This is a genomic window from Paenibacillus xylanilyticus (assembly GCF_013359935.1).
Classification (GTDB): domain Bacteria; phylum Bacillota; class Bacilli; order Paenibacillales; family Paenibacillaceae; genus Paenibacillus; species Paenibacillus xylanilyticus.
The window spans coordinates 30,303-56,729 of sequence record NZ_JABMCB010000203.1 but is presented as its reverse complement, the minus strand read 5'-3'; the positions used below and the strand labels follow the sequence as shown (position 1 = coordinate 56,729).

The following is a 26,427-nucleotide window of genomic DNA, read 5'->3' as shown; positions in this document are numbered from 1 at the left end:
TCCTTCTGTATGGCATAATCAATGAAATCCTTCTCCATATGGATATAAAAATAAAAGTCAAAAACCGTCTGCGCAATGCAGACGGTTTTTGCGATCCATTAACGTGCAGCCAATTTGCGACGAGCGTAACGGAATACAATACCATGCTTCGGAGACAAAAGCAGTGCCAGAACAAACAGGATACCAGCTACCGCCACCATACAGCCCGCAATGGAGGCATCCAGCGCGTAGGCCATGATGTAACCTCCCACCGAGGAAGCTGCACCTACCAGTACACTGTACAGAATCATTTTACCCAAACGATCCGTGAGCAGGTAAGCTGTCGCTGCAGGAACAATCAACATGCCTACCACGAGTATAGATCCTACACTTTCAAAAGAAGCCACGGACGTCATGGAAACGAGCCCCATGAGCAGGTAATGGAACAATACGACCGGAATACCACAGGCAGCTGCCAGTGCAGGATCGAAGGCACACAGCTTGAACTGTTTATAGAACAGTCCGATCACAATCAGGATAACCAGCAGCGTGATACCGAGCATCCAAACCGCCCTCGGCCCCACATCGGTGCCCCCAAGCGTTAATGTATCCCACTGCACGTAAGCAATCTCGCCAAACAGCACACAGTCCAGATCCAGATCAATATGCTGGGCATTGAGACTGATCAGAATAACGCCAACGGCAAACAGTGCCGTGAACACAATGCCAATGGAAGCATCGGAAGAGAGCCCCCCGGCCTGCAAACTCTGGATGAAGAACACAGTTAACAGACCAAACACCGTTGCCCCGAGCAGCATCCACAACGAATCTCTGGAACCACTCCACAGAAAAGCAATCGCAATCCCGGGAAGTACGGCATGGCTGATCGCGTCCCCGACCAGTGCCATCCGCCGCAGGATGAGAAAACAGCCGAGAATGGCACATGCGGTTGAAACCAGGACTGCCGTTAATATAATCCAAAATGTCGCCATTACATCTCACCTCGTTCCTGCTGTGTGCCTTGGGCGGAAAGTGTCTGAAGCGTAGCACGCTCTTCTCTAAGATAAGCCGATTTTGCCTGCATACTTCGTAAACGGCGAGCCAGCAATCCACGACGTGGTGCCAGCAACGCTGATCCGGCAAACAATACCGTAGCCGCAAGTACTGTTACGGGTCCTGTCGGCAGATTAGGTACGAGTGTACTGAAGATGGTACCTGTCGCACCACTCAGTGCACCGAATATGCCTGCGAGCAGCACCATAAGTGCAAGCGAATCGGTCCAGCAGCGCGCTGCGGCCGCGGGAGTCACGAGCAGGGCAGCGACCAGAACGACTCCGACCGCCTGAATTCCGGCGACAACAGCAATGACCGTCAGCAGCAGAATCAACTGTTCAAGCACCGCAACAGGCAGACCCATACCCCGTGCAAATCCCGGATCGAAGCTCACCAGCTTGAATTCCTTAAACCACACCAGACAGGCAATGAGCAATACCAGACAGACACCGCCCATGACATATACATCCGTCATCACCATGGATGCCGCCTGACCAAACAAATATTTATCCAGCCCGCTCTGGCTCCCGCTGGCTCCATGCTGGATGCGGGTCAGCATGACTACGCCAATGCCGAAAAATACAGTTAGCACAATTCCCATTGCTGCGTCCTGCTTAATGCGTGAATAGCGTGTAATCCACGATATACCGAAGGTAGCGATGATTCCTGCAACGAGTGCACCAAACAGGAAGAGTCCTACCGATTTCGTTTCCGTCAACATAAATGCGATACAAATCCCCGGCAATGCCGCATGCGCCAAAGTGTCGCCCATTAAACTTTGGCGGCGCAAAAATGTAAACGAGCCAATGATTCCACTGCTGAACCCAAGCAGCAAACAACCCAGCAAAATCCAGCGTGTGTTGGGATCAGACAGAATGGAAAGGATCCAGTTCCCCATCATTACACCTGGCCTTTCTCCGTCCGGCTTCCGATCATCGCAATCCGGCCCCCGTACGTTTCCTGCAATAGATCCGGGACAAATACTTCGCTCGTCGGACCGCCGGCAACCAGTCGCCCGTTGAGCAGCAGCACATGGTCAAAATATTCTTCCACCGTCGCGAGATCATGATGAACAACGAGTACCGTCTTTCCTTGCTTTTTCAACTGTTCCAAAAGGGAAATGATGGCTTTTTCCGTTGTGGCATCCACTCCTGCAAACGGCTCATCCATAAAGTACAAGTCTGCATCCTGGACCAGTGCGCGGGCCAAAAAGACTCGCTGCTGCTGTCCACCGGACAGCTGGCTGATCTGGCGGTGCATGTATTCGCCCATTCCAACTTGCTCCAAGCAGTGTGCAGCCAGATCCCGTTCCTTTTTGCCTGGACGACGGAACCAGCCCAGATGACCGTACCGTCCCATCATAACTACGTCCAGTGCGTGGGTTGGAAAATCCCAATCTACCGATTCCCGTTGGGGTACATATCCAATACGGCGCCTCTGCTCACGGTAAGATTGACCAAAAATCCGTACCTCACCGTGCATCTTCGGCACCAGTCCCAGCACAGCTTTGATCAGGGTAGACTTCCCGGCCCCATTCGGACCGAGAATGCCAATCAGCTGGCCTTCGGGTATATCAAAGGATACCCCGCTGAGCACAGGTTTTTTATGATAGGCCACTGCCAGATCCTGAACACTAAGAGGAGCCGATGTAGGCTGTGTTCCCTGCAAGTGTTTAGGATTTATAGATGTAGGAATTTTTTGTGATAAAGATGTGTCGCTCATGCTGTTTCCACTCCTCTCTCGATATGGTTCATCACTTCAAAGCTTCTACAATCGTCTCGGTATTGTGGCGGATCATGCCAATATACGTACCTTCTTCGGTCCCTTCAGCACCCATGGCATCCGAGAACAATTCGCCGCCAATGGTGACCGTATGTCCTTTTTCGGCGGCTCCGGCAATAATTGCTTCCATTGCTTTAGCCGGCACACTCGATTCTACAAAGACGGCCTTGATATTGTTATCCACAAGATAATCGCGCAGCTCGCTGACATCCTTTGCTCCATACTCGGCTGCTGTACTGATTCCCTGAAGTCCCATCACTTTCATGCCGTAAGCATCTCCAAAATATCCGAAAGCATCATGGGCTGTAACCAGTACCCGGCTCGATTCAGGGATCTCCTGGATTTTCTCCCGCACTTCATTGTCTAGTTCCTCAAGTTTGGCCAAATACGCTTCTGCCTGGGTTTTGTATGCCTCGGCATGATCCGGATCAGCTTCCATGAGTGTGTCACGCACGGCTTCTGCTGCATGCATCCAGTGGCTTACGTCAAACCAAACGTGTGGATCATATTCCGTGCCGCCAGTTTCCTGACCCGAATGTAATTCCTCTACTGGAATGCCCTCGGTTACTGCCGTTACCGTTTTGCTCTTGGACATTTTCTCCAGGATGTCAGTCATCTTGCCCTCCAGATGCAGCCCGTTATAGAAAATAACGCTGGCTTGCTCCAGCTTGCGGATATCCCCTTGCGATGCCTTGTACAAGTGAGGGTCTACGCCTGGACCCATTAGCCCGGTAACGTCAACATATTCCCCTCCGATCTCACGTGCTACATCTGCAATCATGCCTGTGGTTGCTGTGACCTGCATCTTCCCTTCAGTACTTCCCGTTTCTGCCGAACTGGAGCAAGCTGTCAATACAACAACCAAAACCATTGCCGTAAGCGTCATGAGCCCTCTCTGAATACTCCTCATCTTCACCATCAACAAATCAAGTCTCCCCTTTCCCTCACCTAAAATAATTGTCCATAACTAATTTTGTTGTACATGGTATTAAAATTTATACACGACTAATAATGTTTCCCTTGTGCAAATTTTAGCCGATGCAAAATAAAAAGGCAAGGGATAATTTCCCTTGCCTGTCCAGTTCCGTAGTTCATCCGTTTCATTGGCTGTTTGAAGGACGATGGTATGAAGTAACCAACTACACTTGAGTTAGTTAAACTCACTTATTTGGGTATCTCTCCTCAAAAATCTTGTTTTACTCTTTGTCTTTCTCCTGACCCTTTTTCCCTTTTGGAGTTCCGTCCAGACCGTACACTTCATCGTATGCATCAAAAATTTTGCGTGCAATCGGAGACGCACTGACGGACCCGAAGCCACCTTCCGGTACCACTACCGCGATGGCCAGTTTCGGATTCTCACGTGGTGCAAATGCGATAAACACACCGTTCTCCTTCTTATTCGGTCCTGTCCCTTGCTCGGACGTACCTGTTTTACGAGCATAGTCATAAGGGAAGCCGTCAAACGAGCTTACTTTGGTGACCATGCCGCGGTGCACTTCATTCCAGTATGCATCCGCAAAATCCACCTCGTTTAATACTTTAGGTTTGATCTTCTTAACCACGTTACCCTCCGCGTCACGAATCTCCTTCACCAGATGAGGTTCCATTCGTTTGCCCTTATTGGCAAGCATCGTAGTATATTGTGCGAGCTGAAGTGTAGTGTACTTCGCTTGTTGACCAAACGAGGCAAACGCCAGACGTGTCAATGCGGATTCATCTTTATCTTTATATTCAAGTGTGCCGAGGTACTCACCTGGCAGATCCACACCTGTGGAGACACCCAAGCCGAAATCTTTCATGTTTTCGTCCCAGACGCGGATTCCTTCGTCCGAGCCGTATTTATTCAGCAACCGTTTACCCACCATATCAATCATAAAAGCATTGGAAGACTTCTCTATGGCGCGTCTTGCAGTGATATTACCATTATAGGCAGAGTGGGAGTTTCTCACCTGTCGCCCGTCTTTCCCCAGAATGGCATATCCCTGATCGGGATAGGTCTCTCCTGCTGTAAACAGGCCCTCTTTCAAACCAATAAGTACACTAAGAGGTTTGATGACGGAACCTAGCAGAACAACTGACTCTGCATGGCTGGGCTTGGAATCATTTGGCGGGAAGGAGGCAATCGTCCCATTACGGAAAACGTACTTGATTTTATCATAATCCCATTCATTCGGGTCGTAGTCTGGCATACTCGCCATCGCTACTACATTGCCTGTATCCACTTCCATGGCAACCGCATACCCGGTAATGGCTTTGGGCAGTTTGCGCAGTTCATCTGTAATAGCCTGCTGAGCTGCCAGTTGGATTTCCTTGTTAATCGTTGATACCAGGCTGTATCCTTTTTCAGGTGGAGTTTGTATCATGGTCCCTTCCGGCAGATTCCTTGCGTTAATATCAATGGATTGGTAGCCACTACGTCCACGGAGTTCTTCCTGATATTGAAATTCCAATCCATCAACTCCAACCATTTCTTGTTGAGAATAGCGCAGCCCCGGGTCACGTTCCGTTGCCAGCGACTCACTTATTTCTCTATACTTATCCAACTTCTGTTGACCCTTGAACTCTCTTGTGTAGCCAATGACTTGAACAGCAACCCTGTCAGGATCGTATTTTCTTATATTTTCTTCCAGCACCATTGCTCCTGGATAATCAGCCTTTTTTTCCATGAAATAAGCAATTTCTTTCGTATTCAGATCGGACTTCACCAATCTTGGTGTATACCCGTGTGCCTTTTGATAATCCAGATCGAGGCGTTTCATAATTTCCTCTGCATCCGGCTGTTCCTTGTCACCAGGGTTAAACTCCTTGAAGACGGCAGCCAACTCATCTGCCAGCTTTTGAACTTCTTCTTGTCGGGAACCGTTACTGTAGTCCTCATACAACAATACATATAGAGACTGCACAGGCTCGGAGTACGCTAATGCAACTTTCCCGGTGGCATCATAGATCGGTCCACGAACAGGTGCAAGAGGAATGTCTTTCGTATTCCGACTCGTTTCCATGTACGTTAACTCGGGTCCCTCAACAAACTGCACAAAAGCCAATCGAAAAATTAAAATACTGAAAATGACAAATGCAGCGAAAAAGAACATGTTCATTCTTGCCGCTGACGGCTTGTTGACAGCTGTATCTTCATCGGATGCTTTCTTGCTCCTCCATCGCTTAAACATGTGTAGGCGTCTCCGTTCTATATCAAATAATGATTAACATTTTGAATTAACTCACAGCTCAAAAAGTCTCCTAATATAAGTTTATCAAAGGATGATTAACACGTCTTCCTAATTTTGGTTACACTTTCGTAAACTAGATATAACCCCTTCTCCATTGTTGACCTGGAGTATTGTGTATCTATTCAAATCAATAAACGTGTTACACTCCTATGAAGTTACAGGTATTATGTAAATTTTTGTTCCATTCTTAACTCCATAAAGCAAAAAAAAGAGGACCCATAGGGGCCCTCTCCTTAATGATATGAATTACTGCGTTGCTGTTTCATCTGTTTCTTCGGTTTTATCTTTTTTCGGAACACCGTCGAGACCGAACTCCTCGTCATAGGCATCAAAGATCGCACGTGCAACAGGGGCAGCACTGTTCGAACCGAAGCCCCCTTCCGGGATGACCACAGCTACAGCCAGCTTCGGATTGTTGCGTGGAGCGTAAGCAATAAATACCCCGTTATCCACTAACTTTCCGCCGACTACCTGTGTTGAAGTACCTGTTTTTCTGGCAAAGTCATACGGGAAACCGCTAAATGCAGTAACCTCTGTGGCCATGCCTCGTTGAACCTCATTCCAATATGCGTCATTGAAGTCAACCGTGCTCAAAACTTTCGGTTTCATTTTCTCAACAACATTACCCTCGGAATCACGAATCTCACTAACCAATTGCGGCTGCATCCGTTTGCCCTTGTTTGCCAGCATCGTTGTATATTGAGCAAGCTGCATGGCTGTATATTTCCCCTGTTGACCAAAAGAAGCATACACGAGACGAGTCAGGGAACTTTCCAGTTCATTGGTATATTCTCTGTATCCAAGCCATTCGTTTGGCAAATCGATTCCGGTGGAAACGCCAAGGCCAAACTGCTTCATGTACTCGTCCCATTTATCGATCCCTTTGGCACCATATTGGGAGTATAATTTTTTACCGATTTCGTCAATCATGAACACGTTGGAAGAGTGACGGATCGCATCATGCGGACGCATCAGACCATAGACATGTCCCGATGAGTTCTGTACTCTGCGGTTATCTCCACCGAACGTCGTTGAACCTCTGTCCGAATAGACCGTGTTCGTTGTAAAGAAGCCTTCCTTCAACCCGATCAATACACTGAGCGGTTTGATCGTGGAACCAAGCAAAACAACAGATTCAGCACGCTTTTTGGAATCATCCGGAGGAAAGGAACGAATGGTACCATTTTGGTATACGTACTTGATGTCATCGTACTGATCGTTCGTAATACTCCCTGTTCTCCAGATATTCGTATCATAGTCCGGCATACTGGCAATCGATACGATTTTGCCTGTATCCACTTCCATCGCAACGGCAAAACCTGTTTTGGCATTGGGATGCAGCTTCCCGGAAACCGGATGTGTATGCAGCCAGCTCAGTTGATCCAGAATTGCCTGCTCCGTCTTCACCTGAACGTTTTTGTTAATGCTCGTAATCAGGTCATACCCCTTCTCAGGTGGAGTGGAACCAGCCACACCTTCAGGCAAATTCCGCAAATCCACGTCCACGGAGTTATAACCACTTTTACCACGCAGAATGTCCTGGTATTGCAGCTCAAGTCCGTCGAACCCGACAAACTCGTTTTCCGTATACACCAGACCAGGGTCGGTTTGCGTTTTGTTCGCTTCATCAACCTCTTGGTATTTATCAAGTGTTTTGGAACTTTTGAATTTTTTCAAATATCCGATCGTTTGAACAGCCACGGTGTCCGGATCATAGTAACGCACACTTTCCTCGACAATCTGAATCCCTGTGAATTCATCCTTGTGCTGCAGGAAATAAGCCACTTCTTCCTCGGACAGATCGCTCTTGATGAGACGTGGCATGAAGCCATTCGCCTTGCGGGAATTCAGGTCCATCGCTTCAATGATCTGATCCACGGTAAGGGACTCCGACTCCTTGGTTTTGTACTGTTCAAACACATCATGCAGTCGGGTTGCAATATCCTGAGCTTCCGGGAAGTTTGGACTTGGTTGTCCGTTCACATCACCGTAGTTTTTGTATAATGTCAGATATAGAGACTGAATCGGCTTGGAATACGCCAGCTTCACCTCACCGGTCGAATCATAGATGGTTCCTCTCACCGGAGCGAGCGGTACATCCTTGGTAATGTTGCTAGCCTCCTCTTGACTGAGCTCAGGCCCTTCCACAAATTGCAAAAATGCCAGCCGTACAATAATTACGCTAAAAATAACAAAGGAAGCGAAGAAAAATACATTCATCCGGTAACTGAAGCGCCTTTTGTCTGTAAGTTCATCCTTCTCTTTTGAATGGTTGTTCATTCATCCTACCTCTTTCATGACTTGATGCATACCGCCCTTAGCAGTCTAGCCGCGGCATGATAACCTGGCAACGTCGTCATATTCCGGAACCCTGTCCGGTGTAATGTTATGCTGTCTGATCTTTCAGATGGGTATCGGCAAAGTTCGGAGGATTGAACCAGTCACCACTCACTGCCCATGTTGGGTCAAGCGGAATCCAGCTCTGGGAATCACTCAAATAAATTTCATTCCATGCATGTGGGCCATATCCGCCCTGTCCGTTATATCCTAGGCCTGTCACGACCTTAACATTCAGTCCTTGTGAACGAGCCATGACCGCATACAGACGGGCGTAATCAATGCATACCCCTTTTCGGGTATCAAACGTGTTTTGCGGTGTCTGTTCGTGCCATATGCCTTTTTGCTCATAATCATCCACTTTGCCGTAATCATATTGAATGCGGGAACCGACCCAATCATACAGGGCTCGTGCTTTCGCTTCATCCGTCGCTTGACCCTTCACAATCTCACTTGCCGCAGATTCGATATCAGCCGGAATATTGTGGTCAATGACTTCATACTTGCGCTGCAAAATTCCGCCCAGTTCCTTCTGTACCGCTTGGGTAAATACTGGCAGCTTGTCCTTGATCAGATTACCGGATAACGGTTCGATCACGGATTTGGCCCCCTGCATATAGATTGGCGAAGCCTCTACATACCGGCTGAACGTGCTTCCGGGATACAGGCTGACAATCATGAAAAGAACGGCAATGACAATCATCCCGCGGACCGAACCAATGACTGTACCTATTACTGCACCCATAAAGCGGCTAATTATGCCTTTGGGACTGCTCTCTTGGTCTGATGAGTGATATCTCCTTCTAAAAAAGAGGGAAGAGAACAAGCCAAGAATCAAACGAATAAATCCATAGCTAAGCACAAACAACACGGCAAACCGCATCAGCGGAAAATCGGCAATCGCCGTAACTAACGTATAATACATCTGTTCCCATCGGTTCAGATCCCGATTCGGCATGGCCGAAGCATGTGCAGACAACCACTGCTGCACGTACGGCGCAAGCCAAAGTGTCAATCCGATGGACAACAGAATGCCAATGACAGCCATAATTCCATCCATCAGGAATCCAAAAAGTCTACCTGCGGAACGCGAAGCCCCTCTGGACCATCCCTGCAGCAATGAAGCAGCCACAATCAATAACAGCATAATCGTGATGCCATTGAACTCCTTCAGGCTGTCCAGCCAACTCTGCAGCACGTATCCATTCCCCCTTTGCTAAGAAGCTGGTGCTGTTATATTTCCTTTGGCCTGATCGACAAAAGTCCGTATCGTTTCATTGTCGAGATTCCATTCACCCAGTGAAATACCGCGGAAAGTGACATTGACCTTGTTCGACCCGGCTGTACCCTTAATTTCCACATTGGGACTCGTAATGGTAAATTGTCCATCCTGTCCTTTGGTGTAAGTTGCCTTGGAGGCCTCCTTCACCATCATGTTGGTCGCTTCCTTTTTCAATGTGTCCATCGTACTGGTCTGTACTTCTGAAACCGTCTGTTTGATCTGATCGATGGAGATGCCGCTGTATATCAACAGAGCCGCAATAATGATGATGGCAATCGCCCATTTCAATACGGTTTTGACCACATTCAGAACAAAGAACAAAATGATCAGCGCAACGACGATCACCAGCCAGTTCTGCATCACAAACTCTTTGATTACTTCTATGTTCATGATTACACCTTCCGTATTAGAGTTAAGAAATCACACTTCCCGAATATTATACATGATTTCCGAACCCGCTGTCAGCTAAGCACTCCCTTGTAAAAATAAAGGTCTAAGTTCGTCCCGTTGAACGTACAAGTAGTACCATGAGGTTTTGCATGAAGAACGGGAAAACCATTTGACGACCTGGCATGAACATGCATCGTTTAACAAGGAGGGGCTTTTGTGAAAACGGCCATCTGGCTCTATCTATTTTTGTTTCTTGCTGTTTTTGATCTGCACGCCCAGTATCCCATTCTGACCCCCTTTGCGATTTCGCTCGGGGCTGCTCCCACCTTCATCGGGTGGATGATGGGCATCTACTCCTTGACACATCTTCCTGGTAATTTGATTGCCGGCACACAAATCGATAAACACGGCAGTCGGCGTTATATTGTGTTCAGTCTGCTCGGGGCCGGCATCATTTTGCTGCTGCAAGCCCATATTCACACCCCCTGGCAGCTGCTTGCACTTCGCTCCATCAGTGGATTTGTGCTCGCTTTTCTGTCTCCGGCCTGTCTCGCTCTGCTTGCACAGCTGTCGACCAACCCCGTCACGCAGGGCAAATATATGTCGGGACATGGTGTCGTGCATACGCTGGCGTCGGTCGTATCCCCTGCAGCAGGGGCCCTGATTGTTGGTGCTTTGGGATTTTCTGCTACCTTTGCGAGTCTTGGTTATCTGCTCATTTTGTCAGGAATGATTGCCTGGTTATCCATGCCGAAAGGGCTTGTTGATGTACAGCGTGAGAAGGAGACTGTTCCACCCAAGCCTTCTAACCTTGGCGGGAGCTCAAGTACATTTATTCCGGTCTCCTGGCGATACTTCGCGCTGCCACTTGTCATTGCTTGTGCCCAGGGCATTCTGTTTTTTGAATTGCCACTGCGGGGCGGAGGACACTCTTCCATGATGTCTACCGGTTTATTGTTTTCCGTCATTAGTGTTGGGGCCCTTCTCACCCTGAGCATGCTGTTTCTTAATCGCTATTCGCCCAAACTGCGTTTAACTGCAGGCGTGCTGCTGATGTCCCTCTGCTTCTTCACACTCGCAGCCTTTCCGCAGATCCCACTGGCGGGTGTACTGTTTGTGCTCGGGATGTCCAAAGGAATTACCTTCCCAGCCATGGCTACCCTGTTCATCCGTTTAAGCGGAGGAAGCAAGCTCGGCCGTATTTTCTCGCTGCAATCCATCGCCACCTCGATTGGTTCCTTCATCGGTCCAATCGCTGCCGGGCAATTACGTATGGGGGTCTCGCCATATTTCATCGCATTCATTCTATTGATGGTTGGCATTCTGCTCCTTCCATACTTCACAAGCAGACGCGAAGCTTCCCTGTCTTCTACTGATCCGAATAGTGTCATGGGTTGAGGCAACCGAGAACGTAAGTCTCTTTTTTGACAGAACGACCTTGTATTTACCTTTGCTTTGCATCATTCCCCCAATTACAGCTACACTATATATAATCCAGTCGATTTTCGCTGCAACATTTCCCGGGGAATGTCGACACTAGCTCTCGAACAAGAGGTGAATACGATGCCTATTCATGTCATTGTGGAAGGTAAGAATGACCGCAGCAAGCTGAAGCGTCTCGTTGGGCCGGAAATCAACATATTGTGTACATTCGGCACTCTGAATTCGCTCAAGCTGGAGTCTCTGCGGAAACAGGTTGGTTATGATGAAGTGTATCTTTTTATGGATAATGACAGTTCAGGCAAAAAAATAAGAGGCGTGCTGCGGGATGCCTTCCCCGATGCAGTACAGATGTATACCAGACGTGGTTATGCGGGTGTGGAAGGAACGCCTGATGAATACATCATTGCCCAGTTGGAGAAGGCCGGATTGGAAGAGTATATTCAATACCCCGAACACCCATCATTTTAAAATCAACAAAGCGCCAAAAAGGCTGCTTGCCGGTTATTTTACCAACCCGGCCAGCAGCCTTTGCTATGATTCAAATATGATAACAGCCATTATTCGTTGATTAGATTACGGATATCTTCTGCGATTACTGCAGGCTCGACATCTTCTGTATTAAATGCATTATACACCTTGCGCAGCTGATTGTTCTGATCGACTAGGCCAATCATGTTCATGTGCGCAAAATCTTCCTTGCTTTCGCCTTCGATCAGGATCTGAAATGAATCCCTGGCGAGCTGCTTCGTTTTGTCCATATCCCCTCTTAGGAAATACCACCCGTCATAATCCGCGTGGAAGCGGTCCGCGAATTCCTTGATTTTCTCCTTCGTATCGACTTCAGGATCAAACGAAATCGAAACAAAGGACGCATCCTTGCCGAATGTATCATCTTCCTTCAACAAATCCTGCACCTGGGACAACGTAAACGTCGTAATTGGGCAGACGTCCGGACAACTGGTGAAGTAAAAATAGAACAGACGCACCTTGCCTTTGGTATCGTCAAGTGAGACGGTAGTTCCATCTACATTCTCCATAGAAAAGGATTGGATTTCCCTAATTTCGGGTAATTTCTCTTTGCTGGCAAACACGGTGCCCCACATGAGGTATACAGCCATAATCAGTGCGAGCCCCAGCAGCATCCAGGTCCATTTGTACTTTTTCAGCATCATCCTCGTCCTTTCTATACCTGCCAATATGAATACGCATACATAACTTGCTTGAAGTCCAAGTATTTTTATTCAGCATTTTGCATCATTCGATTCCACTCACTCCGGGGTACAATATACAGACGAATAGGATCATTTCGATCTATATATTGAAGATTGGAAGTCGCTTATTGGATTTATGCAAAATGCTCTATTATATGCCGGGGTGTCTGTCATGATTGAGGAAATAACCTGCTTCTTTTTCTTTGCACTGCATATGTATACGAAGAACCCCATCGACAATGGGACTCTACCATATTGTAACCGTTCTGGATGCAGATGCCCAAGCATTTATTTTGCATGTTCCCCTGACGGTATTCCAGTTATTTATGAACGGTATCCAGAATCATCAGGATGAAGCTGAGAGACAGATAATTAATGGAGTAAAGGAATACCTTTTTGGCCCAGGCGTCCGTATTTTGTGCACGGAAACCTTTGAGTGCGTAGTACAACCACAGTACGGACAGAACCAGGGACACCGTCAAATAAAAAATACCGGCATAGCCATACGCATACATCAGAATGGGCACAAAAATTTGCAAAACCAGATAAGGAATCATTTGAATCTTGGTCCGCCTAATGCCCTTTACAACTGGCAAGAGTGGAAATCCACCTGCCCGATAATCCTCAACCCGGCGAATGGCAAGCGCCCAGAAGTGCGGAGGCTGCCACAGAAACAACATGGCGAGAAGCAGCCATGCACCTAAATCCAGACGTCCCGTTACTGCGACATAACCAATGACAGGCGGCATGGCACCTGACAAACCCCCAATGGATGTGCTCCATGTCGAAGAACGTTTTAACCAGAGAGTGTAAATAATAACATAGACAAACATGCCAAAAATACCGCATAATCCGGCAAGTGTACCCGAAAAAGCAAACAGAACGGTTAATCCCAACACGCCCAAAATAATGGCATAGGAAAGAACCACTTTCGGTGTTAAACGCCCTGTTGGCAGGGATCGGTTCCGGGTACGTTCCATTTTCAAATCAAGCTCGCGATCAAAATAATTGTTGAATACACAGGAAGAAGCCATAACAAGCGCGGTTCCGAGCAAGGTTAGCAGCATCTTAACCATGTTGATATCCCACTGGGATGCCAGCCAAAAACCACCAAAAACAGCAATAAGATTGGTCCGGAGTATTCCCGGTTTGGTAATGTGAATAAAGTCTTTCCACGATCCCGACTTGATCGGAGGCGAGGTTAATGTTGCGGAATCGGAAGAAGCCTGGTATCTCAACTGATTTTCCACGCTTGGAAATCCCCCTTAATTCTCGTGTTTGGAGGTCTCTCTTTTTGCCTCCGATATAAAGTTTATCATAGGAAAATGGCAAAGAGTATGACAATGCTCGTACAAATGTCAGTCAAAATGGAACTCATATGACATCTTTTTGGTTTTTTTTGCGTATTTTGCTTCAGGGCAGGCGGATAATATACACTATATATGGGTATCACCTAGATAGAGAATCATTAATATGATGAAATTGATCTACACCACAAAGGAGACGTTTATGGATACTTCTACACATTTTGTCATGGGTATCGGTTTGGCAGGTCTTGCTTATGTTGATCCTGTCGTGGCTTCCAGCCCCATGCTCGCGGCTGCCGTAATGGTGGGTACCATCGCTGGCTCCCAGGCCCCTGATATTGATACAGCGTTGCGTCTCAAAAGTAATTCACTGTACATCCGAAATCACCGGGGCATGTCCCATTCACCGCCTTTTCTCCTGCTGTGGGTTTTACTCATTACGGGGGTTATAGCACTGATTTTCCCGGCTGTTCCCATTGGACACGTCGCTGCCTGGACAGCTGTAGCTGTGGGTGTGCATGTCTTCACTGATCTGTTCAATACATATGGAACCCAGGCGGCAAGGCCATTTACAGAACGCTGGATTGCCTGGAACATCATTCATATTTTTGATCCGTTTCTGTTTACTTCGCATGTGGTAGCAATCCTGCTGTGGGCCTTTGATCTGGCAGCCCCTGCACCGTTGTTCGTTTCACTGTATATCGTTATTGCTCTCTATTATGTATGGCGTATTGTTGCGCATGCCCAGGCTGTTGCCAAAGTAAAAAGACTGGATAACAGCAAACCGGCACTTCGTTATATCGTCATCCCAACGATATCCTGGAACCGGTGGCATGTGGTGAAGCATTTTGCAGATGACAGTTATGAAATTGGAAAAATGGATGGATCGGAGCTGACATGGCATTTGCATGCCTCCTCTTCCACTCATGCAGCCGTAGCGGCCTCACGCAAATCACCTGAGGTAAATGCCTTTCTTTACTTCACTTCCTATGCAGTTGCAGAGGTAGAAGAGCTGCCAGCTGGATACAAAGTTCGCTGGGCGGACGTTCGTTATCGTCACCGCAAGCAGTATCCGTTTGTCGCCGTGGTCGTGATGGACCGCAATTTCGAAACCATTGATACGTATGTAGGCTGGTTAAGTGATGAGAAAATGGATAAAAAACTTTTATCCGCCCGCTCTTGACGGGAAGGACTGCGGGAGGCACAATCAGACATAGGAACTGTTGCGCGAAAAACCCGGAGCGTTTCCGCTCCGGGCTTTTGTTTTGTTGCTGTCTTGTTATGATGAATTATTTGCCAGACCCAGCAAGAGACTGCTCAGCAAGTTGTACCAGACGTTTGGTGATGTAACCACCCAGAGATCCTGTTTCACGAGAAGTGTAGTTACCGTAGTAACCGTCTTGTGGGATTGTTACACCCAGTTCTTGTGCAGCTTCCATTTTCAATTGTTGCAGTGCTGCAGTTGCTTGAGGTACCACCAAGTTGTTAGAACGAGATCCTTGAGCCATATTTAAAATCTCCTTTCAATCTGTGTCTGTAATGTATTGCAAGCTTGCAAGATTATTATGGCTCGCACGCTTCAGGTTATGCGGAGATTCATTAAATTTGTGATGGAGGTTTTTCCCAATGAGCAAAGGTTTATCCCTATGGTTTGCATTTTCCTCGATTGTTTTGTTAACGGTTTCAGCGATATCGATTTCTTATAACGGCTGGCTGGCCTCGCTCCTGTTTATTCTGTCCATTGCCAATATCGGCTGGGGATTCGTTATTCGTGCCAAAAAGGAACGTCAGGAAGTACGCTCCACATCCGAATCAACATCCTGAACAGGAGCCATCATCTTTCTATTCGAAACAACAAAGAGAGGAGCCACTGGCTCCTCTCTTTGTATCTAAACATTTACCTCATGAAGTTTTCCAATAATCTCTATCTTCGGGTGCTTACACTGTACGTCTAGGAACAAATCCCATACGATCTTTCACATCATGAAGAGTTTTAGCTGCGACCGTTTCGGCGCGGCGTGCTGAATTATCCAGAATCTCGGCCAACTCGCCGGACTCACGAATTTCGCGATAACGTTCCTGCAGCGGTTCAATCACGGATACAACCACTTCAGCCAGTTCTTTTTTGAACGGACCATACATTTTACCCTCATAACGTTCTGCCACTTCATTCAGGGTGATCCCTGCACATTCTGCATAGATACTCATCAGGTTGCTGACCTCAGGCTTGTTAGCCGGATCATAGACCACTTCACGACCGGAATCCGTTGTAGCCCGGCTGATCTTTTTGCGGATCACATCCGGTGGATCCAACAAAGCAATATAGCTGCCTGCATTGGGATTACTTTTACTCATTTTCGAAGAAGCGTCATCCAGAGACATCACGCGTGCTCCCACCTGTGGAATATAAGGATCCGGAATCGTAAAGTATTCCCCATAACGGTGGTTAAAACGACCTGCCAGGTCACGTGTGAGTTCCAAATGCTGTTTCTGGTCTTCGCCCACAGGTACAAGATCCGCATTGTACAGCAAAATGTCAGCAGCCATTAATGACGGATATACAAACAAACCCGCACCAACGGAGTCTTTGCCTGACGATTTGTCCTTGAACTGGGTCATCCGCTCAAGTTCCCCCATTGATGTCAGTGTGGTCATCAACCATCCGAGTTCCGCATGCTGGGGAACATGGGATTGCAGAAACACATTGGATTTGGACGGATCGATTCCCGCGGCTAAAAACAGAGCTGCCACTGCTTCGGACTGTTCACGCAGTGCGGCTGGCTCCTGAGCCACAGTTACTGCATGCAGATCCACTACCATGAAATGACATTGATAGTCGTGCTGCAGCTTCACAAAGTTCTTGATTGCACCAATGTAGTTGCCCAGCGTGAGTTTACCGCTCGGCTGAATTCCAGACAATACCGTTTTCATATGTCGTACGCCCTCCTAATTTAACATTCAAATTTACCCGGTCCTTGAATTCTCCGCGGACGCAAAAAGGCCTCACATCCGCAAGGGACGTGAGACCGTGGTGCCACCCTTATTCGTGTTTTTCCATTCGCAAAAACACCTTCATTTTCCCGTAACGTGGAATAGACGTCCCATTCTACTGAGGTTCGCTTGGTATATCACAAGCTTCACCTGTTCCAATCGGCACTCAAGGGCCCATTCGGTTAAGAGTTCACACCGGTTCGCATCACCCACCGGCTTTCTGAAGAGTTTTCTCCTGACGTACTTGTCCCTGTCATCGCTTTAATTGAATTCATAAGTGATTGCTATCTGAATTCCATCTTAATGCGCTTCACGCAGATTGTCAAAAATGGAATCAGCTTTTTTTACCCACCAAGCCGAAATCTGTTATGATGGAATTGCTTATCCTGTTTCAGCCCTCGATCTGAAGGCTGTATGGGATTGCTGGCATGTACTCAATGACACGCCTGCGGCGGAGCATGACAAGCCGCCTGCAGACAGATTTCAAGTGGGAAAAGGAGCATCGATATGAAACAAGTGACCAAAGGCCAATGGAATGGTTACGACACGTATATCCTACATAGCCGTGAATTGGAGATCACTCTGCTGCCGCGTCTAGGAAATAATATCATCTCGATTCGTGATCTGGTACAGGATCGTGATGTCGTTCGCAGTCCTGAAGAAGATGAGTTAGCATTTTATCTGCAGAAACCATATCACTTCGGCGTTCCGCTTCTGGTTCCACCGGGGCGCATTCATCGCGGACGCTTCGAGTACGAAGGGGTTCAATACCAGTTCGATCAGAATACGGCAAATGACAACCATATTCACGGTCTCCATCGCACCCAATCCTGGTGTGTCAGCGACATTGAAGAAGATGAAGAAGGCTGTGCCATTACTACCGAATTGCTGACTGCAAATGAAGAGCACTGGATGGCGCAATTTCCGGTGCCACTGAAACTCGAAATGACGTTCAGACTGCAAAATTCTGTGCTGAGCCAGCGTCTTCGTGTCACCAACCTGGGGTCCACTCCCGCTCCGTTTGGAATGGGATATCATACATGGTTCCTGCTAGACGGCAAGCCTGCCGAATGGACACTGCAATTGCCTGTCTCGGGCGTGTACGCTCAGAACGAAGAACAGCTGCCTACGGGCGAGCTTGAACCTCTTGGTGAATGGGAATCCTTAAACGAAGGAATGAATATGCAGGGACGCAATTGGGATACGATCCTAAAAGCAACTGAGGGTCAGGCGGCTACCGCAACACTTCGTCGTCAAGATGGATATGTGCTGAACTATTCAGCAGATGAACAGTATTTTAAGCACTGGGTTCTCTTTACCAAAGGTGAATCCGATCAGTTTCTGTGCATTGAGCCCTACACTTGGCTCTCGGATGCCCCGAATCTTCCTCTGACGGACAAACAGACCGGGTTAATTCGTCTGGAACCTGAGCAGCCTGTTGAACTTCTCACCCGTATTGAGGTTATGGCTCCCGCTGCCGAGTAGTAACCTTTAAATCTTATATGAGTATTGCATTGGAACACTCATAATATTTACCTAATAAACAATGTAGCCGATCCTGTCTGGATCGGCTTTTTTCATGTTATTCAGCCATTCTAAATCCCATTTTTTCCCTTACGCCATATCACGTATATTTCTTCATTCTCTAACCATACTAACATCACCAAGCCATAAGGAGGTGACACACATGTACGGAGGTCAAAACAGAGGTAGCGGAAGCCGTTCCAATAACCTGGTTGTTCCTCAAGCAACTGCAGCATTGCAACAATTGAAAATGGAAGCTGCACAAGAGCTGGGTGTAACAATTCCACAAGACGGATACTATGGTAACTACACTTCCCGTGAGACAGGTTCTCTGGGTGGATACATTACTAAACGTCTGGTACAAATCGCTGAGCAACAATTGTCTGGTCGTTCTTAAGCTCGGACTAATGCTTGGATGATTTGAAGCCAAAGCGGCCTTCTCCGGAAGTGCCGCTTTTGGCATGTCTGCATGATTAAGAAGTCGACTCCATTCCGGATTCCATGTATGTATTTGTTCTAGGGTAACGAATCATGAGATTAGCCATGTTGTAATTCGATTCCATCGTTGCATCCACCAAAATCATGCCCTGTCTCACTGTAAAGTCATACGAAATCTCCCCATGGGTCCAGTTCCGCTTAAATTTCAGCGTTTCCAGCGCCATAACGCGGAATGATGATCGCTGGCTTTCACTTAATCCCTGATCTTCCACTTCCATCTGTCCATCCCGCCCAGTTATCGGATTATGTCGAATACCGAACTTTCCAATTACATTATTGCGTATTTGCACAAAAACAACACCTGAGTCCAACCCTTCTAATTCCTTATCAAGCTCTTTAAACACTAAATCCAATTGTCGTGCTAATGAAAGCTGGTCAATTTTCACCATTTCACTCCTCCTTTATGCACTTTGTCCTATAAAACAAGGACTTACGACTCATTATATGACAACATATATACTCATTCAACAAAACTAAACAAACTTGGGTATTTATTACTATAATTTGCACAATTAATTGCCAATCCCCTGCTTTAAAACGAGCTAATCCTCTATAATACGACAAAATCTCTGAATCCAAATAATTAACAGTATAATCAAAGAGAGCTGCATCCACATGTCGGTTAACACGTGATGCAGCTCTCTTTTTCATGTAACAGAGTATTATTCAACTCGATTAAAATGATTGGGTATTGTTGATTGCATTTGTCACTTGGCGGCTGCGGTCATTTCAAGGAATTGCTCAATATCGGCAATAACCAAATCAGCAGCATTTTGCCAGAAGTCAGATTGTGTCAGATCTGTGCCCAGATGTTTCTGAGCAAGCTCTTCTACCGTCATTCGCCCGGTATCCCGCAGCAAATCATCGTATTTATCTGCGAAGGCTGGGCCTTCCTGCTGCGCTCTGGCGTATATGCCTGCACTAAACATGTAACCGAATGTGTATGGGAAGTTGTAGAATGGTACACCCGTCAAATAAAAATGCAGTTTGGATGCCCAGAAATGAGGGTGATCCGATGCAAGTACACCACAGAATGCTTCCTGCTGAGCTTCTACCATTAATTTGGAAAGTTCATCTGCATTCACCAAGCCTTTTTTGCGTTGTTCATAGAATCGATTCTCAAACAGGAATCGGGCATGGATATTCATGAAGAACGCAACGCTGCGCTGAATCTTATCTTCCAGCAGGGCCAGCTTTTCCTGTTCATCGGCTGCAGCCTGCACCAATGCATCGGCAACAATAAGCTCGGCAAACGTGGAGGCGGTCTCTGCCACATTCATGGCATAACGTTGATTCAGTGCAGGAAGTTCTTCCATAATATGCTGATGATAGCCATGACCCAGCTCATGTGCAAGTGTAGACACGTTCGACGGCGTTCCGGAGAACGTCATGAAAATGCGGGTAGCTTTGCTCAGCGGCAATGAAGTACAGAATCCGCCTGGACGCTTACCTGGACGGTCTTCGGCTTCAATCCACCGTTTCTCGAATGCCATCTCGGCAAATTTAGAGAGCTTTGGACTGAATTTGGCAAACTGTTCAACAATATTGATCGCTGCCTCATCATATGTTACTTTACCACCCGATTTGCCTACAGGTGCATCGATATCACTCCAGCTGAGCTTATCCACACCAAGCAGCTGTGCCTTACGCTCCAGATATTTTACAAGTGCAGGTTTAGCCCCGTTAATGACATCCCACATCGTATCCAGCGTCTGGCGTGACATTCGGTTAATCGCTAGCGGCTCCTTCAGAATGTCGTCCCAGCCACGATTCTCATATAATTTGAGACGGAATCCTGCAAGGTGATTTAGTGTGTCAGCACAGAAGTCTTCAACGTCCGTCCATGCCTTCTCCCAGCTCGCAAATACCGTTTCACGCACATCGCGGTCACTGTCGCTCAGCTTGTTGGCAGCCTGTCCTGCAGACAGCATGATAGTCTCACCATTTTGTTCAAACGGAATGTTTACCTTGCTGACAATGGTATTATAGAACTTGCCCCAGCCATGATACCCATCGACACCCAGATCCAACGCAAGACCTTCCAGTTCAGGCGACAGCTTCTCACGAGCCTGTGTACGGCTCTCATTCAGTACAAAAGCCAAGGGCTTGATCTCTTCACGTGCAATCCACTTCTCCCATACGTCATCTGTCGTCTTGCTGAGGAGATTGTCGAATCTGGACTTGCTGCTATTCAGCATAGCCGCGAGAGAACTTATGGAGCCTTGAAGCTGCGTAGCCTTCTTATCCTTCTGATTTTGCGACGAAAGACAAGACACAAACGCAGAGCCTTCCGAAACGCGGATATAACAGCTTTGCAGCAATTCCAAGATTTTGTCGAACGCGTAAGTTTTTTCAACGGTTTTTGGTGCAGAAGTTTCGATCAAAAGGGTTTGCAGTTTGCGTACATCCTGTTCGAGCTCAATCAAGTACGCCGCGAATGATTCGGAGGAAGAACCTCCACTAAAAATGGACTCCAGATCCCAAACGGGTTTTAATGGTGTTTTCATTTAATAAGGCACCTCTCTTTTTTGGATTCAAGGATTCGAACGAAAAGACTTCAATTAAAACTGGTTTTATGAGTGCTCTATCTCTATACTAGAGAAATAGTTCAAGCCATTTTTCAGGAGGTAAATGTGATGAAACCTTTACAAATATCGGCTGACACAGCCGTCAAATTAGCAGAATCCCTTGGCGTACCCCTCGAGCATCTGATGCACATGCCCCAGCACATCCTGCTTCAGAAGATTGCCGAATTGGCCAAAGAAGAAGCGTCCAAATCAACCCCTGCGGAAGGCGAGCAGGAATGATTCCTTTTGAGAACAGCTGGCCCTATGATATTGTCATGGGGGACATTTATGTACAGCAATGCCCGTTCTGCCAAGCAAGCAATGTGCTATTGCCCCTCAAACCGAGAGAGCTTGTACGCATTCGTGAAGGCAAAAAGAAATTGCTGGTCTTTCCTTGTTGTAACGGCAGTATGACCGTTATTGATAACGACAGTGATTATCTGCTATCCAGTAAGCCTGTCCGCAAATAATTGCATATGACTTAAAGGGGGCTGCGCTTAGCAGCCTCTTTGTCTGCTTCAATCATTTCTTCAGGCAGTTCCATCTTGCCGGAAATCATCTGTTCCCTCAGCAGCGCCCACTGCTCTCTCGACGCTCGAATCATGGCCGCATCCGTGATCCGCTTATCATGAATAACACGTCCAAACCATTTGACTGCCTCATGGAAATGGCCTGCTCTGCGATTCAATTCTCCAAGCAGATACAGCAATCTGGCCTCATTGCTCCCAGCACCCTCGCGCTCGAACACTCTTACATAGGCTTCCAGACTAAATTCCAGAAAACGACGTTCCTGCTCATGGTCTTCCCGGTAACGATACAACCAGGCGATGTGATGCAGCAGCCCCGCAACCACGCGATCTTTCTCCTGTATCACCTGCGCACATAGCAGACCCAGCTTGTAAGTAGCCAGTGCCTGGTCCAGTGTCCGAGCACCACTGTAGTCCCGTTTCTCCCAACGATTGCCGATCTGTTCCTTGAAGGCCTGTCGCTGCTTGTCAGTCAGTTTATCGGTTGAGTTCTCTGTCGAAGCAAACCCGCATTCAGGACAGATCCGAACGACATAGAAATCCGGATTTTCCAGTTTGTAGTAGCCACAAAAATCGGAATCCGTCCGATAAGGCCGCTTCAAGCTAGGTCTAACTCTGGACGTTTCAAACTCGGTCTCGCAATAATGACATGTTACTTTCACCTTATACAGAGGCTCTAATTCCACTCGTTCCATCCCTCTCCCGTTATCCTGTTATCGAAGTTACGGCGTGTTTACAAAATGATGTGCCGGCCCCGACAAACGCTGCAGGACAAATGAATGCAACGGCTCTTCCACACCGATCTGTGTCAACGCTTGATCCATACATGCGAGCCAGGCGTGTGCCCGTTCCACTGTCACTTCAAAATGCATATGGCGGGCACGCATCATCGGGTGACCGTATGCCTCGGAGAACAATGCTGGCCCACCGAAAAATTGAGACAAAAACATGTATTGCTTATCCATGACCGGCTGTATATCCTCTGGAAAAAGGGGAGCCAGTTGTTCATTTTGCTGGACAATGGGGTAAAAGGCTTCCACTAATGCCCGAACACCTTGTTCTCCGCCCAGATTTTCATAAATGCTCAAATTGGGATTCATTCGTCTAAACCCTCACTAGTCGTGTCGAATTTTGTCATATATTACACTCCTATGCTTAAATGTGAAATCAAAATCAAGATCAGGCTGTAATCACCTTTATCCTCATTCTATCAAAAAAATCCCAAAAGTCCTATCTAACATCAGCAAGTCAAGGCCCTCTTCGGGTATTTCCTTCTAGAGCCAACGTACTTCGGAAGACACAAAAAAAGCGCCAAACGAAAGGTTGGCGCACTACATATACCATTAATAACTTCGCCAGTCCTCTTCTTCAGAGCGTACAAGCGAGGCACGTATCACATAGACAAAAGCACAGACCAGGATTCCGGTGACAAGACTCATATCATCACTCCATCCGAATTGAATTTCACCCTTTGGACAAATAGGTGACGTTCAGGCGTTTTTTTCATTTTAGCATACATCCTTTAAAAATACAGCCTCTTTTGCAAGCGCTTACTACATATTAATTTGTACTGTTTGTCCGCGTTTACTCATATATTGATGGCACAAGCGACACTCACGGATGCAAGCTTAACGACCATTATTAAATAAAGGAGAGGTATACATGGCTTCCTCATCATTTAGACTCACCCATGTCCTGATTATACTCGCTCTCCTGGTTCTCTGTTTTCTTATGGTCCTGTTTCCGGCAGAAACCTGGCATGCAGGTGTACGAGGGCTCTCCATCTGGTGGGATGTGTTATTCCCCTCCCTTTTTCCCTTTTTGGTTCTTTCTGAGCTGCTGCTCGGTTTCGGCATCGTCCATTTTCTCGGTACCCTGCTAAATCCGCTCATGCGTCCGCTGTTTCGGGTTCCGGGAAGCGGAGGCTTTGTATTTGCAGTCAGCTGTGCTTCCGGCTATCCAACAGGTGCGAAATTAACCGCTCAGCTATGGGACCAAAAGCTGGTCACCCGGGAAGAAGGCGAGCGACTCGTGGCGTTCACCACTTCATCTGACCCCATCTTCATGATCGGTGCAGTGTCCGTTGGTTTCTTTCAAAATGTAGCCGTCGCTCCCGTTCTGGTCGCTTCTCACTACGCTGCTGCCTTTATCGTTGGTCTGCTCATGCGTTTTCATGGACGGACCACGGATTCAACAGCCCAATACCCTACTCCTTCTACCGCCTCCGGGCAACCGAAGGGCAACCGACTGCTTCAGGCCATTCATGCCATGCATCAGGCACGAATGGCGGATGGACGGGCATTTGGTGAATTGCTGCGTCAGGCTGTCTCCTCATCCCTTCGCCTTATTATCATCGTAGGAGGGCTTGTCGTATTCTTCTCGGTCATAATGGAGCTGCTTGTACAGACCGGATGGCTTGGCCAACTGTATCGAATGACCGAACAACTGCTCACGTGGATGAACCTGCCGCCTGCGCTGTCGCAAAGCCTCGTGGGTGGTTTGTTTGAAGTGACTCTGGGAGCCAAGGAAGCCGGCGGAGCTGGTACAGCAGTCCCTCTCGTATATAAGGCTGCCGCTGCTGCATTTGTTTTGTCCTGGGGCGGACTGTCGGTGCATGCCCAAATTATGAGTATACTTAGCAACACACCGATGAGATACGGGCCATTTCTGTTTGCCAGAGCTATTCATGCCCTTATCGCACCTGTACTTGTCATATTACTATGGGTACCCATCATGGGTGGATCGATAAGACCCGTCATGAGTGATTCCGGTGCTCTCCCCCACGATATGTCTTTATACTCACCAGATGCGGGACAGATTGTATTTTCGGGATTGGCGGTTCTTGTAGGTGTGCTGCTCGTCTTGTTGTTCTTTTCCCTGCTTCGTACCCTTCTCATCCGTGGACGGTTCCAAAAATAAGCCCCGAGGTTCATCTATATTTCAAATGAATATCAATCCAACGTTGTGTTCTGCTCTGGAATTGATTATCATCGGTAATATAATGACCACAAAGGAGCTTTCATCTTGAGATACTATGTTCAAGACCGCGGAGACCAGTTATCGATTGATCTGAGTCAGCAGTTTCATGCGCTGGCGAAGGAAGAAGGGTTCAAGCTGGATGCAGAATCGCCGGAGATTGTCATCTCCATCGGGGGCGATGGTACAATGCTGCAGGCATTTCACAATTTCATCGACCGGATCCCGGACATTGCTTTTGTTGGGGTTCATACAGGCCATCTCGGCTTCTATGCCGATTGGAAGAAGGACGAACTGCAGGAACTTGTAAGACTGATGAGTGGCAAAGGTGATCCCGAACGACTCAAACCCCGGATTGTAGAGTATCCATTGCTGGAGCTTGAGATTCGTAAAAAGTCGGGCAACACCTCCTATATTGCCTTGAATGAGTTTACGTTAAAAGGTGTGGACGGTACTGTCGTTGCCCAAGTCGACATTAATGACGTGACCTTTGAGATGTTTCGGGGTGACGGGATCTGCGTATCCACGCCTTCAGGCAGTACAGCCTACAACAAGGCACTGGGGGGTGCCATGGTGCATCCCACCATCGAGGCCATACAGATTGCCGAGATTGCTTCGATTAATAACCGCGTCTACCGTACGCTTGGTTCACCGGTTATTTTGCCCAAACATCATCACTGCGACATTTTCTCACGTAAGGATCAACGGCTGCTGCTCACCATCGATCATGTGAATGTCATGGTGGAAGATCTCATTTCCGTACGTTGTCAGGTAGCGAGTCACAAGGTAAGCTTTGCCCGGTATCGTCCCTATCCGTTCTGGAACCGGGTTCGCACTGCCTTTTTGGACTAGCCTGGATCAGAAACAAGCTCAATTACATTCAAAGGTATACACATTAATAAGCATAGAAAAAAGCGGTCCTTCTCAGGAGCCGCTTTTTGCTTTGACAGGTTGCTCTTTGCTTTTTTGAAGTACAAAGTAAGCACAGCCAAAGTTGCAATATTCATTAATATAATCCACCATGCTTGAGATTGTGGAATCCTTCGTGGCTTTCGGATGGTTGTCCCGGTAAAAGCCTTTTAGCCGCAACTGGCTGTAACCCCAGTCTCCGATAATATAATCGTAGCGCTCCAGTACTTCACTGTAACGGTCACGGAAAACTTCCGGATTCCAGCCTTCTTTGTGGTTCTGCACGATTTCATAATTTTTCCCGTTCACTTGAACGATGATCTTTTCCTGTGGTTTATCCTGTAATTTATCCTGAGATTGATCCTGGAGTGCATCCTGAACCTGCTCAGTGCTTTTTTCTTCTTCCAATCCAGTGTCCTCC

28 protein-coding genes and 1 other annotated feature are annotated in these 26,427 nt (G+C 47.4%); of the genes, 11 read left to right on the top strand and 17 right to left on the bottom strand.

Annotation, left to right across the window (positions count from 1 at the left end; translation table 11 throughout):
- Positions 1 to 98: 98 nt before the first annotated feature.
- The 8 genes from HP552_RS31030 to HP552_RS30995 all read right to left on the bottom strand — a co-directional run bounded on the left by HP552_RS31030 (position 99) and on the right by HP552_RS30995 (position 10,053).
- The gene (locus HP552_RS31030; protein ID WP_175399216.1) at positions 99 to 971 is read right to left on the bottom strand and encodes a metal ABC transporter permease; all 873 of its coding nucleotides are present in this window, start codon (positions 969 to 971) and stop codon (positions 99 to 101) included.
- A complete protein-coding gene (locus HP552_RS31025; RefSeq protein WP_175399290.1) occupies positions 971 to 1,930 on the bottom strand; it encodes a metal ABC transporter permease in 960 nt (319 codons plus the stop codon). The genes HP552_RS31030 and HP552_RS31025 overlap by 1 nt, the downstream gene beginning before the upstream one ends.
- A 2-nt stretch (positions 1,931 to 1,932) precedes the next feature.
- Complete coding sequence (locus HP552_RS31020) at positions 1,933 to 2,754, bottom strand: metal ABC transporter ATP-binding protein (RefSeq protein ID WP_246311138.1); 822 nt, start codon at positions 2,752 to 2,754, stop codon at positions 1,933 to 1,935.
- A 31-nt stretch (positions 2,755 to 2,785) separates the two neighbouring features.
- The gene (locus tag HP552_RS31015) at positions 2,786 to 3,700 is read right to left on the bottom strand and encodes a metal ABC transporter solute-binding protein, Zn/Mn family (protein WP_246311137.1); all 915 of its coding nucleotides are present in this window, start codon (positions 3,698 to 3,700) and stop codon (positions 2,786 to 2,788) included.
- Between the two features lie 310 nt (positions 3,701 to 4,010).
- Positions 4,011 to 5,984, bottom strand: coding sequence for a peptidoglycan D,D-transpeptidase FtsI family protein (locus tag HP552_RS31010; protein ID WP_175399215.1), 1,974 nt, complete (start codon positions 5,982 to 5,984; stop codon positions 4,011 to 4,013).
- Positions 5,985 to 6,290: 306 nt separating this feature from the next.
- The gene (locus HP552_RS31005; protein ID WP_175399214.1) at positions 6,291 to 8,324 is read right to left on the bottom strand and encodes a peptidoglycan D,D-transpeptidase FtsI family protein; all 2,034 of its coding nucleotides are present in this window, start codon (positions 8,322 to 8,324) and stop codon (positions 6,291 to 6,293) included.
- 106 nt (positions 8,325 to 8,430) lie between these two features.
- Positions 8,431 to 9,579 carry a transglutaminase domain-containing protein gene (locus tag HP552_RS31000; RefSeq protein WP_175399213.1) on the bottom strand — a complete coding sequence of 383 codons (1,149 nt, stop codon included), beginning with the start codon at positions 9,577 to 9,579 and terminating at the stop codon, positions 8,431 to 8,433.
- A gap of 18 nt (positions 9,580 to 9,597) precedes the next feature.
- A complete protein-coding gene (locus tag HP552_RS30995; protein ID WP_175399212.1) occupies positions 9,598 to 10,053 on the bottom strand; it encodes an ATPase in 456 nt (151 codons plus the stop codon).
- Between the two features lie 216 nt (positions 10,054 to 10,269).
- Here HP552_RS30995 and HP552_RS30990 point away from each other — a divergent pair, with 216 nt between their 5' ends.
- On the top strand, positions 10,270 to 11,451 hold the full coding sequence (locus HP552_RS30990) for an MFS transporter (protein ID WP_175399211.1): 1,182 nt from the start codon (positions 10,270 to 10,272) through the stop codon (positions 11,449 to 11,451).
- A 165-nt stretch (positions 11,452 to 11,616) separates the two neighbouring features.
- The gene (locus HP552_RS30985) at positions 11,617 to 11,964 is read left to right on the top strand and encodes a toprim domain-containing protein (protein WP_175399210.1); all 348 of its coding nucleotides are present in this window, start codon (positions 11,617 to 11,619) and stop codon (positions 11,962 to 11,964) included.
- Positions 11,965 to 12,053: 89 nt separating this feature from the next.
- Here HP552_RS30985 and HP552_RS30980 read toward each other — a convergent pair whose 3' ends face one another.
- Positions 12,054 to 12,665 (bottom strand): SCO family protein, encoded by a 612-nt coding sequence (locus HP552_RS30980; RefSeq protein ID WP_175399287.1) that lies wholly within the window; start codon positions 12,663 to 12,665, stop codon positions 12,054 to 12,056.
- 362 nt (positions 12,666 to 13,027) lie between these two features.
- Entirely contained in the window at positions 13,028 to 13,957 is a 930-nt protein-coding gene (gene cyoE / locus HP552_RS30975) for a heme o synthase (protein ID WP_175399209.1), read from the bottom strand.
- Between the two features lie 259 nt (positions 13,958 to 14,216).
- Here cyoE and HP552_RS30970 point away from each other — a divergent pair, with 259 nt between their 5' ends.
- On the top strand, positions 14,217 to 15,197 hold the full coding sequence (locus HP552_RS30970) for a metal-dependent hydrolase (RefSeq protein WP_175399208.1): 981 nt from the start codon (positions 14,217 to 14,219) through the stop codon (positions 15,195 to 15,197).
- A 106-nt stretch (positions 15,198 to 15,303) separates the two neighbouring features.
- Here the strand turns inward: HP552_RS30970 and HP552_RS30965 are convergent, their stop codons facing one another.
- Positions 15,304 to 15,522, bottom strand: a complete 219-nt coding sequence (locus tag HP552_RS30965) for an alpha/beta-type small acid-soluble spore protein (RefSeq protein WP_175399207.1) — start codon at positions 15,520 to 15,522, stop codon at positions 15,304 to 15,306.
- A 118-nt stretch (positions 15,523 to 15,640) separates the two neighbouring features.
- Between HP552_RS30965 and HP552_RS30960 the strand changes: the two genes are divergently transcribed.
- Positions 15,641 to 15,838 carry a hypothetical protein gene (locus HP552_RS30960; protein ID WP_175399206.1) on the top strand — a complete coding sequence of 66 codons (198 nt, stop codon included), beginning with the start codon at positions 15,641 to 15,643 and terminating at the stop codon, positions 15,836 to 15,838.
- A 114-nt stretch (positions 15,839 to 15,952) separates the two neighbouring features.
- Here HP552_RS30960 and trpS read toward each other — a convergent pair whose 3' ends face one another.
- Positions 15,953 to 16,945 (bottom strand): tryptophan--tRNA ligase, encoded by a 993-nt coding sequence (trpS, locus tag HP552_RS30955; protein WP_175399205.1) that lies wholly within the window; start codon positions 16,943 to 16,945, stop codon positions 15,953 to 15,955.
- Between the two features lie 80 nt (positions 16,946 to 17,025).
- Positions 17,026 to 17,271, bottom strand: a binding site (T-box leader).
- 62 nt (positions 17,272 to 17,333) lie between these two features.
- Here trpS and HP552_RS30950 point away from each other — a divergent pair.
- The 3 genes from HP552_RS30950 (at position 17,334) to HP552_RS30940 (ending at position 18,926) form a co-directional block, all read left to right on the top strand.
- Positions 17,334 to 17,516: a hypothetical protein gene (locus tag HP552_RS30950; RefSeq protein ID WP_175399204.1), complete on the top strand. Its 183-nt coding sequence runs from the start codon at positions 17,334 to 17,336 to the stop codon at positions 17,514 to 17,516.
- Positions 17,513 to 18,490 (top strand): aldose 1-epimerase, encoded by a 978-nt coding sequence (locus HP552_RS30945; protein ID WP_175399203.1) that lies wholly within the window; start codon positions 17,513 to 17,515, stop codon positions 18,488 to 18,490. The genes HP552_RS30950 and HP552_RS30945 overlap by 4 nt, the downstream gene beginning before the upstream one ends.
- Before the next feature lie 202 nt (positions 18,491 to 18,692).
- Positions 18,693 to 18,926 carry an alpha/beta-type small acid-soluble spore protein gene (locus HP552_RS30940; RefSeq protein WP_175399202.1) on the top strand — a complete coding sequence of 78 codons (234 nt, stop codon included), beginning with the start codon at positions 18,693 to 18,695 and terminating at the stop codon, positions 18,924 to 18,926.
- Between the two features lie 76 nt (positions 18,927 to 19,002).
- Here HP552_RS30940 and HP552_RS30935 read toward each other — a convergent pair whose 3' ends face one another.
- Both HP552_RS30935 and HP552_RS30930 read right to left on the bottom strand, forming a co-directional pair.
- Positions 19,003 to 19,416: an O-methyltransferase gene (locus tag HP552_RS30935; protein ID WP_175399201.1), complete on the bottom strand. Its 414-nt coding sequence runs from the start codon at positions 19,414 to 19,416 to the stop codon at positions 19,003 to 19,005.
- Between the two features lie 318 nt (positions 19,417 to 19,734).
- A complete protein-coding gene (locus HP552_RS30930; RefSeq protein WP_175399200.1) occupies positions 19,735 to 21,534 on the bottom strand; it encodes a M3 family oligoendopeptidase in 1,800 nt (599 codons plus the stop codon).
- Between the two features lie 129 nt (positions 21,535 to 21,663).
- Between HP552_RS30930 and HP552_RS30925 the strand changes: the two genes are divergently transcribed.
- Together HP552_RS30925 and HP552_RS30920 are read left to right on the top strand one after the other, a co-directional pair.
- Complete coding sequence (locus HP552_RS30925; RefSeq protein ID WP_175399199.1) at positions 21,664 to 21,834, top strand: YycC family protein; 171 nt, start codon at positions 21,664 to 21,666, stop codon at positions 21,832 to 21,834.
- On the top strand, positions 21,831 to 22,064 hold the full coding sequence (locus HP552_RS30920) for a hypothetical protein (protein ID WP_095292183.1): 234 nt from the start codon (positions 21,831 to 21,833) through the stop codon (positions 22,062 to 22,064). Before HP552_RS30925 ends, HP552_RS30920 begins: the two co-directional genes overlap by 4 nt.
- An 11-nt stretch (positions 22,065 to 22,075) precedes the next feature.
- Here the strand turns inward: HP552_RS30920 and HP552_RS30915 are convergent, their stop codons facing one another.
- Both HP552_RS30915 and HP552_RS30910 read right to left on the bottom strand, forming a co-directional pair.
- A complete protein-coding gene (locus HP552_RS30915) occupies positions 22,076 to 22,807 on the bottom strand; it encodes a DUF2225 domain-containing protein (RefSeq protein ID WP_175399198.1) in 732 nt (243 codons plus the stop codon).
- A gap of 36 nt (positions 22,808 to 22,843) precedes the next feature.
- Entirely contained in the window at positions 22,844 to 23,221 is a 378-nt protein-coding gene (locus HP552_RS30910; RefSeq protein ID WP_095361226.1) for a globin domain-containing protein, read from the bottom strand.
- Positions 23,222 to 23,783: 562 nt separating this feature from the next.
- On the opposite strand from HP552_RS30910, the gene spoVV reads away from it, so the two are divergent.
- Complete coding sequence (gene spoVV, locus HP552_RS30905) at positions 23,784 to 25,040, top strand: dipicolinic acid transporter SpoVV (protein WP_175399197.1); 1,257 nt, start codon at positions 23,784 to 23,786, stop codon at positions 25,038 to 25,040.
- A 105-nt stretch (positions 25,041 to 25,145) separates the two neighbouring features.
- Positions 25,146 to 25,949, top strand: coding sequence for an NAD kinase (locus tag HP552_RS30900; protein WP_095292189.1), 804 nt, complete (start codon positions 25,146 to 25,148; stop codon positions 25,947 to 25,949).
- 72 nt (positions 25,950 to 26,021) lie between these two features.
- Here HP552_RS30900 and HP552_RS30895 read toward each other — a convergent pair whose 3' ends face one another.
- Positions 26,022 to 26,414, bottom strand: coding sequence for a YutD family protein (locus tag HP552_RS30895; protein WP_246311136.1), 393 nt, complete (start codon positions 26,412 to 26,414; stop codon positions 26,022 to 26,024).
- Positions 26,415 to 26,427: the final 13 nt, after the last annotated feature.